At 71.2% G+C, this 8128-nt stretch carries 7 protein-coding genes; 5 read left to right on the top strand and 2 right to left on the bottom strand.

Going from position 1 to position 8128, the window contains the following annotated elements:
• Window positions 1-100 precede the first annotated feature (100 nt).
• Both L2I40_RS14095 and paaN read right to left on the bottom strand, forming a co-directional pair.
• Window positions 101-1267 carry an ABC transporter substrate-binding protein gene (locus L2I40_RS14095; RefSeq protein WP_237215629.1) on the bottom strand — a complete coding sequence of 389 codons (1167 nt, stop codon included), beginning with the start codon at window positions 1265-1267 and terminating at the stop codon, window positions 101-103.
• Between the two features lie 33 nt (window positions 1268-1300).
• The gene (gene paaN, locus L2I40_RS14090; protein ID WP_237215628.1) at window positions 1301-2953 is read right to left on the bottom strand and encodes a phenylacetic acid degradation protein PaaN; all 1653 of its coding nucleotides are present in this window, start codon (window positions 2951-2953) and stop codon (window positions 1301-1303) included.
• A 109-nt stretch (window positions 2954-3062) separates the two neighbouring features.
• Between paaN and L2I40_RS14085 the strand changes: the two genes are divergently transcribed.
• The 5 genes from L2I40_RS14085 (at window position 3063) to L2I40_RS14065 (ending at window position 7768) form a co-directional block, all read left to right on the top strand.
• Window positions 3063-3851: an enoyl-CoA hydratase-related protein gene (locus L2I40_RS14085; RefSeq protein WP_237215627.1), complete on the top strand. Its 789-nt coding sequence runs from the start codon at window positions 3063-3065 to the stop codon at window positions 3849-3851.
• Complete coding sequence (gene paaI / locus L2I40_RS14080) at window positions 3848-4279, top strand: hydroxyphenylacetyl-CoA thioesterase PaaI (RefSeq protein WP_237215625.1); 432 nt, start codon at window positions 3848-3850, stop codon at window positions 4277-4279. The genes L2I40_RS14085 and paaI overlap by 4 nt, the downstream gene beginning before the upstream one ends.
• Window positions 4276-5586 (top strand): phenylacetate--CoA ligase PaaK, encoded by a 1311-nt coding sequence (paaK, locus tag L2I40_RS14075; RefSeq protein WP_237215623.1) that lies wholly within the window; start codon window positions 4276-4278, stop codon window positions 5584-5586. The genes paaI and paaK overlap by 4 nt, the downstream gene beginning before the upstream one ends.
• Window positions 5587-6204, top strand: a complete 618-nt coding sequence (locus L2I40_RS14070) for a TetR/AcrR family transcriptional regulator (protein ID WP_237215607.1) — start codon at window positions 5587-5589, stop codon at window positions 6202-6204.
• A 139-nt stretch (window positions 6205-6343) separates the two neighbouring features.
• A complete protein-coding gene (locus L2I40_RS14065) occupies window positions 6344-7768 on the top strand; it encodes a DUF1254 domain-containing protein (protein WP_237215605.1) in 1425 nt (474 codons plus the stop codon).
• Window positions 7769-8128 lie beyond the last annotated feature (360 nt).

Below are 8128 nucleotides of genomic sequence, written 5' to 3'. Positions count from 1 at the left end.
GGGGGGGGAGACGCGAGGGGGGAGGGTGCGAGGATGAGGGCGCGCTGCGTGACCGACCCCCACCCCGACCCTCCCCCGCAAGCGGGGGAGGGAGAAGCGGTCAGTTTCCGATCAACCGGAACTGCCCGCCGCGGATCTCGACCATGCGGAAGGCGCTGAGGTCGAGGCCCATGTGGTCGGTGGCGCTCATGTTCACGACGCCGCCGGTGCCGACGAAGCCGCGCGTCTGGCGGATCGCGTCGCGCAGGCGCGTGCCGTCCGTGCTGTTCGCGCGGCGGATCGCCTCGACCAGGATCATGAGGCCGTCATAGGCATGGCCGCCGAAGGTCGAGACCGGCTGGTTGAACTCGCGCTCGAAGGTCGTCTTGTAGTCGATCAGCACCTGGCGCTGCGGGTCGTTGGCCGGCAGCTGCTCGGCCACCAGCAGGGCGGCGGCGGGCAGGCGCACGCCCTCGGCCGCGGCGGGGGTCGCGAGGTTGATGAACTCGGCGCTGGCGACGCCATGCGACTGGTAGAGCGGCAGGCGGATGCCGAGCTGGGCGTAGCCGCGGGTGACGATCGCCGGCCCCTGGCCGAAGCCGGCATTGACGATCGCCTCGACATTCGCGGTGTTGCGGATGCGCGTCAGCTGCGGCGTCATGTCGGAATCACGCGGGCCATACTGCTCGTCGGCCACGATGGTGATGCCGGCTGCGCCGGCCACACGCTGGCATTGCGTGCGCATCGACTGGCCGAAGCCGTCGGTGCCGCTGATCATGCCGACGCGCGACAGGCCACGTGCGCGGATGTCCTGGAAGATCTTCTCGCAGGCCATGCGGTCGGTGTGCGGCGTCTTGAAGGTGAAGGGCGCGACCGGCTCGATGATCTCGATGCCGCCGGCGAGGCTGATGAAGGGAATGCGCGCTTCCTCGAAGACCGGGCGCATCGCCATGGTGGTGCCGGTGGTGGTGCCGCCGACCATCGCCACGACGCGGTCGTCCTCCACCAGGCGGGTGGCGAAGGTGCGGGCGCGGTTGGCGTCGCCGCCGTCGTCATAGACGATGAGCTGGATCGGCCGGCCGTTGATGCCGCCCGCCTGGTTGATGCGGTTGACGTAGAGCCGCAGCGTCTTGTCCTCGGGGTCGCCGAGGAAGCTCGCCGGACCGGTCACCGACAGCACGGCGCCGATGCGGATCGGCTGGCCCTGCTGTGCAAGGGCGGGCAGCGCGATCATCGCGCCTGCCGCCAGCCCCAGCACGCCGCGCCGGAGCATCGAACCCAGACCCATGTGTTGTCCTCCCGGTTGGTTGTTGCAGTGACGCTACGCGGCGGCGGGGCGCCGCGCCATGGCGATGTGGAAGCGGTTGGCGACGAAGGCGGCGTCCGTCAGGCAGGATGTGCCAGCCGGGTTGGCGCCGGAGACGTGGTAGTCGCTGAAGGCGGCGGACTGGTTCACGAAGACGCCGCCCGTGAGGTTCTCGCTGAGCGCCACGCCGGCGCGCGCGAAGGCCGCCTCGGCACGCGCCAGGAACGCCTCGTCCGTCGCATGCACCAGCGCGGTGATCGCGCCGCGCGCGCGGGCGGAGCCGGCGGCGTAGTCCAGCGCGGCCTGCGCGTCGGGACAGCGGATCAGGAAGGCGATGGGGCCGAAGCGCTCCTCGCCCCAGGCCTCGCAGGCGTCCGCCTCGATCGCGAGCAGCAGCGGCGTCGCGGTGCGGGCGGTGTCCTGGCCCGGGATCGGCGCGCTGTCGCGCACGACGCGGCCAAGGCTGCGGGCCTTGGCGATGCGCTCCAGGGTCGCGGGGTTCTGGATGGCCCCCGCCACGCCCGCCGCGCGCGCCGGGTCGGCGAGCAGCCCGTCCACCGCCGCGGCGAGGGCGGCGCAGACCTCGTCGAAGCTCTTTCGGCCCTCGTTGGTCTCGATGCCGTCCTTCGGCACGAAGATGTTCTGCGGCGCGGTGCACATCTGCCCGCTGTAGAGGGAAAGCGAGAAGGCCAGGTTGCGGCAGAGCCCGGCGAAGTCGGCCGTCGAGTGCAGGACCACCGGGTTGATCCCGGCTTCCTCGGTGTGCAGCGCCTTGCGCCCGCCGACATGCTCGCGCAGCCAGCGGCCGAAGGTGGGGCCGCCGGTGAAGTCCACGATGCCGATCGCGTCATGCGTCGCGAGTTCGGTGGCGATCGGCGCCTCCGGCGTGTCGGGCGCGAGCTGCACCACGTGCGGGTCGAAGCCCGCCTCCGCCAGCACGGCGCGCGCGGTGCGCACGGTCAGCGCCAGCGGCAGGATCGCGGACGGGTGCGGCTTCACGATCACCGCATTGCCGGTGGCGAGGCTCGCGAAGATCCCCGGATAGCCGTTCCAAGTCGGGAAGGTGGCGCAGCCGATGACGAGGCCGACGCCGCGGGGCACCGCGCGAAACTGCTTGTCGAGGACAAGCTGCTCCTTGCCGGCCTGCTTCACCCAGCGCGCCGTGCCGGGAATGCGGGACAATTCCTCCATCGCGTAGGCGACGGCTTCGAGGCCGCGGTCCTGCGCATGTGGCCCGCCGGCCTGGAAGGCCATCGCCCAGCCCTGGCCGGTGGTGTGCATCACCGCCTGCGCCATCAGGAAGCTGTCGCGGTTGAGGCGGCGAAGGATCTCGAGGCAGACGCCGGCGCGGCTCTCCGGCGCCGCCGCGGCCCAGGACGGCGCGGCCGCTTCGGCGCGCGCGACCAGCGTCGCGACGTCGAGCGCAGGATAGGTGATGCCGAACGTCGGGCCCCAGGGCGAGACCTCCGCGCCGATCTGGCGCGCGCCCGGCTCGAAGGGGCGGTTCAACAGCGAATTGAACGCGGCCTCCGCCTCGGCCTTGGCAGCCTCGCCGTAGATCTTGCCGGACGGCGTCTCAGGGTAGGCGGAGAAATGCGTGCGGCTGCGCGCGGCCTGCATCGCCTGGTCGAGCGTCGGCCGGTGCGTCGTCGCGAAGTCGTCCGCCACGCCCATGCGATCCTCCCACGCGCGGTTGACCCACGCTGCCGCAGACAATAAGCTGACCGAGCGGTCAGTCAATAGCGGACTACATCGTATACGAAAAAGGGAGGGAGGCATGAGCGAGGTGCTGCTCGTCGAGCGCAGGCCCGGATACCGCGTGCTGACGCTGAACCGCCCGCAGAAGCTCAATGCCTTCGACGCCGCGCTCCATGCGGCGCTGCTGGCCGCGCTGGAGGAGAGCGCGCGCGACGATGCGACGCGCGCCGTGCTGCTGACCGGCGCGGGGCGCGGCTTCTGCGCCGGGCAGGACCTGGCGGAGCCCGGGCTGACGGGGCCCGACGCCGATCTCGCCGCGGTGATCGAGCGCGGCTGGAATCGGCTGATCCGCGCGATCCGCGGGCTGCCGAAGCCCGTGGTCTGCGCGGTGCACGGCAGCGCGGCCGGTGCGGGCGCCTCCGTCGCCTTCGCCTGCGACATCACGGTCGCCGCGGAGACGGCGAAGTTCTCCCAGGCCTTCATCCGCATCGGGCTGATCCCCGACAGCGGCGCGACCTGGATGCTGCCGCGGCTTGCCGGTCCTGCGCGGGCGCGGGCCATGGCGATGCTCGGCGATCCGATCACCGGCGCGGACGCCGCGGCGATGGGCCTGATCCACCGCGCCGTACCGGAGGACCGCGTAATGGCTGAGGCGGAGGCGCTGTGCGAGCGGCTCGCGCGGCTGCCGGCGCGGGCGCTCGCGGCGACGAAGCGCGCGCTGGATGCGGCGGAGGGCAATACGCTCGACGCGCAGCTGGATCTCGAGGCGAAGCTGCAGCAGGAACTCGGGCGAAGCCACGACTACAACGAGGGCGTCGCGGCCTTCGCGCAGAAGCGCGCGCCGCGGTTCGAAGGGGCGCCCGAATGAACGCCCAGAAACTTGCCGAGGCCTGCGCCGCGGCGATGTGGGCCGAGGACCGCGCCTCGGCCGGACTCGGCATGGCGATCGCGCGGATCGCACCGGGCGAGGCCGACCTGACCATGACCGTGCAGGAGCGCATGGTGAACGGGCACGGCATCTGCCATGGCGGCTTCATCTTCGCGCTGGCCGACAGCGCCTTTGCCTTCGCCTGCAACTCCTTCAACCGACGCGCCGTCGCGCAATCCAACACCATCACCTATCTGCGCCCTGCACGGCTGCACGACGTGCTGACGGCGCGCGCCGTGCAGACGCAGGCGGCGGGTCGCAGCGGCATCACCGACGTCACCGTCAGCGATTCCGAGGGGCGCGCCATCGCCGTGTTCCGCGGCCTGTCGCGCGTCATCGAAGGCCATCTCGTGGAGGTTCCGGCATGAAGCTCGGTTCGCCCCCGCCCGCGGAGCTGCTCGATCCGGCGGAGCGGATGTCGGTCGCGGAGATGCGCGCGCTGCAGCGCGAGCGGCTCGGCTGGACGCTGCGTCACGCCTACGAGAATGTCCCGCATTACCGCCGTGCCTTCGATGCAGCGGGCGTGACGCCGGCGGATTTCCGCGACCTGCCGGACCTCGCGAAGTTCCCCTTCACGACGAAGGCCGACCTGCGCGCCAACTATCCGTTCGGCATGTTCGCCGTGCCGCGCGAGCAGGTGGCGCGCATCCACGCTTCCTCCGGCACCACCGGCAAGCCGACCGTCGTCGGCTACACGCAGCGCGACATCGAGACGTGGAGCCAGGTCGTCGCGCGGTCCATCCGCGCCTCGGGCGGGCGGCCCGGCATGATGGTGCATGTGGCCTATGGCTACGGGCTCTTCACCGGCGGGCTCGGCGCGCATTACGGCGCGGAGGCGATGGGCTGCACCGTGATCCCCGTGTCGGGCGGCATGACGGAGCGGCAGGTACAGCTGATCGTGGATTTCCGCCCCGAGATCATCATGGTGACGCCGAGCTACATGCTCGCACTTCTCGACGAGTTTCGCCGCCAGGGCGTCGATCCGCGCGGCACCTCGCTCAAGCTCGGCATCTTCGGCGCCGAGCCCTGGACCGAGGCGATGCGCGCGCAGATCGAGGAGGCCTTCGGCATCCATGCCGTCGACATCTACGGCCTGTCGGAGGTGATGGGACCCGGCGTCGCCAACGAATGCGTCGAGACAAAGGACGGCCCGCATATCTGGGAGGACCACTTCTTCCCCGAAGTGGTGCACCCCGAGACCGGCGAGCCGGTGGCGGATGGCGAGCCGGGCGAGCTGGTCTTCACCTCGCTGACGAAGGAGGCGATGCCGGTCATCCGCTACCGCACGCGCGACCTGACGCGCCTGCTGCCGGGCACGGCGCGGCCGGCCTTCCGGCGGATGCAGAAGATCACCGGGCGCAGCGACGACATGATCATCCTGCGCGGCGTGAACGTGTTCCCGAGCCAGGTGGAGGAGCAGATCCTCCGCGTGCCGCACCTGGCGCCGCATTACCAGCTGATCCTGACGCGCGAGGGTCCGCTGGATTCCATGACCATCGCGGTGGAGTGCGAGCCCGGCACCGACGACGGGGAACGGCAGGCGGCAGGCAAGGCGCTGGCGCACCACGTGAAGGCCATGATCGGCGTGTCCGCCGCGGTCGATGTCCGCGATCCCGGCGCGATCGAGCGCAGCGTCGGCAAGGCACGGCGCGTGGTGGACAAGCGGTCGCGCTGAATGGCCCGTCCACGTGCCCCCGACCATTTCGAGAAGCGCAACGCGATCCTCGCCCAGGCGGCCGAGCTCTTCGCGCGACATGGCTACGACCGCGCCTCCATGGCGATGATCGCGGAGGCCGCCGGCGTCTCGAAGCCGCTGCTCTTCCACTACTGGACGGACAAGGAGGAGTTGCTGTTCGACGTGCTGGCCGGCCACCTGCAGAAGCTGGTGGAGATCGCGCGCGGCGCGGGCGGGCTGACGCGCGCGCCGCGCGAGCGGCTGGAGGCGCTGGCCTTCCTGCTGCTCGACGCCTATCGCGACGCAGATGCGGTGCATCGCGTGCAGATTGCCTGCCTGTCGCTGCTCTCGCCGAAGCGCCAGGAGGCGCTGAAGGCGCTGGAGCGCGCCCTGGTGGACGAGGCGGCGGCGATGATCGCGGAGCTGCATCCCGGCGCTCGGCCGCCGCTGCTGAAGCCGCTGACGATGAGCTTCTTCGCGATGCTGAACTGGCATTACCTGTGGCACCGGGAAGGGGGCGCGGTGACGCGGCGCGACTATGCGCGGATGGTGGCGGCGCTGATCGCGGCGGGGACGCCGGCGGCGCTCGACGCCCTGGCGCCGGCGGGCGCGGGATGACCTGCCGCCGTCCCGGCACGGTAGCGCCATCCTTTTGATTCAGGTCAAGGCTGGCCTGCGCGACGCGGCCTAGAGCGCATCAGCTTGTGGCGTGTGCGCGATCCTCGCGGGCACGCGCCGACGTGACGTCAGGAGGCTGATGACCATGATGCTCTCGCGCCGTAGCCTCCACGCCGCCTTGGCGGGCGTGGCCTGTTCCAACCTCATGCTCGGCAGCCGCGGAGCCGGCGCCCAGCCTGCGCCGTCCGCCGCAGAGATCCGCGCGATCGCGAAGCAGGCCTATGTCTACGGCTTCCCGATGGTGGACAACTACCGGATCCAGCAGGCCTATTTCGTGGATCGCCCGAATCCCGAGTTCAAGGCGCCCTGGAACCACCTGTTCAACACGGCGCGAGTCTTCACGCCCGAGGACCGCGCCATCCAGACGCCGAATTCGGACACGCCCTATTCCTTCCTGGGGATGGACCTCCGCGCCGAGCCGCTGGTGCTCACCGTCCCGCGCATCGAGGCGGGCCGCTACTTCAGCATCCAGTTCATCGACGCCTACACCTTCAACTTCGACTATGCCGGCAGCCGCACGACCGGGAATGGTGGCGGCAGCTTCCTGGTCGCCGGGCCGCGCTGGGACGGCGCGACGCCGGAGGGCGTGTCGCGCGTGTTTCGCTGCGAGACCGAGCTTGGCCTTGCCGGCTACCGCACGCAGCTCTTCGGAGCGCACGATCTGGATGCGGTGCGTCGAATCCAGGCCGGCTACAGGGCCGAGCCGCTGTCGTCGTTCCTCAACCGCCCGGCCCCGCCCGCCGCGCCCGCGATCGACTTCGTCCAGCCGCTCACGCCGGGCCAGCAGCGGGAATCGCTGGAGTTCTTCCGCATCCTCAACTTCGTGCTGCGCTTCTGCCCCACCCATCCGTCCGAGGCGGAACTGATGGCGAGCTTCGCGCGCATCGGCGTCGGGGCCGGGCGTGGTTTCGATCCCGCCTCGCTGTCGCCCGCGACGCGCGCCGCGCTCGAGGGCGGCATCGCGGATGCATGGCAGGATTTCGAGGCATTAAGGCGACGGATGGATGCCGGCGAAGTCTCGTCCGGCGAGTTGTTCGGCACCCGGGCCTTCCTGCGGAACAACTATCTCTACCGCATGGCCGCCGCGGTCATCGGCATCTACGGCAACTCGCGCGAGGAAGCGGTCTATCCGCTGTACCGGACGGATGCGGACGGCGCGGCGCTGCATGGCGGCCGGCGGTACACGCTCCGCTTCGCGCCGGACCGGATGCCGCCGGTGAACGCGTTCTGGTCCCTGACCATGTATGGCCTGCCGGACAGCCTGCTGGTGGCGAATCCGCTGAACCGCTACCTGCTGAATTCGCCGATGCTGCCGCAGTTCCAGCGAGATCCGGATGGCGGCCTGACCTTCCATATCCAGCACGAATCGCCGGGGCCGGCGCGCGAGGCGAACTGGCTGCCCGCGCCGAGTGGGCCCTTCTTCCTGGCGATGCGGCTCTATTGGCCGCAGCCTGCGGCGCTGGACGGGTCCTGGCGCGCGCCGCACCTCCTGCGTCTCGGGTGACGCGAGGCCCGCCCCGGGCGGGCGGGCCTGCCGCGCCAGCTTGCAGCCTTACCGGGCCGAGCGTTGCGGATCCGTGTTCGTCCGCACGTGAGATCGCCCGCGGGCAACCGGGCGGCGCCGCGCCGGTTGTGCAGGCGGCGTCGCGCAACGGGACCGGCGACGGAGCCAGCGACCTCATCGCCGCGCAAGGCCGGGGAACAGACGCATGCACGCCACGCCGACGGGCGCTCGCCCGCCGTCCCGCCCTGTCGTGCCCGCGCATCGCGCGGTCCCGGCGGAGCGCATGTCATGGCCGACCTGAACGTCTCGGCGCCGCGGGCGGTCGACCCGGCGCGCGCCGAGCCGCGTTCGCGCACCGCC

The sequence above is a fragment of the Falsiroseomonas oryziterrae genome (assembly GCF_021864505.1).
GTDB classification, from domain to species: Bacteria; Pseudomonadota; Alphaproteobacteria; order Acetobacterales; family Acetobacteraceae; genus Falsiroseomonas; species Falsiroseomonas oryziterrae.
This window is presented reverse-complemented; position numbering and strand designations above follow the sequence as displayed.

Bases quoted from the DNA above. Each gene is read 5' to 3' on its own strand.
- L2I40_RS14095 (WP_237215629.1), bottom strand. From the start codon at position 1,267: ATGGGTCTGGGTTCGATGCTCCGGCGCGGCGTGCTGGGGCTGGCGGCA.
- L2I40_RS14085 (WP_237215627.1), top strand. From the start codon at position 3,063: ATGAGCGAGGTGCTGCTCGTCGAGCGCAGGCCCGGATACCGCGTGCTG.
- paaI (WP_237215625.1), top strand. From the start codon at position 3,848: ATGAACGCCCAGAAACTTGCCGAGGCCTGCGCCGCGGCGATGTGGGCC.
- paaK (WP_237215623.1), top strand. From the start codon at position 4,276: ATGAAGCTCGGTTCGCCCCCGCCCGCGGAGCTGCTCGATCCGGCGGAG.
- L2I40_RS14070 (WP_237215607.1), top strand. From the start codon at position 5,587: ATGGCCCGTCCACGTGCCCCCGACCATTTCGAGAAGCGCAACGCGATC.
- L2I40_RS14065 (WP_237215605.1), top strand. From the start codon at position 6,344: ATGACCATGATGCTCTCGCGCCGTAGCCTCCACGCCGCCTTGGCGGGC.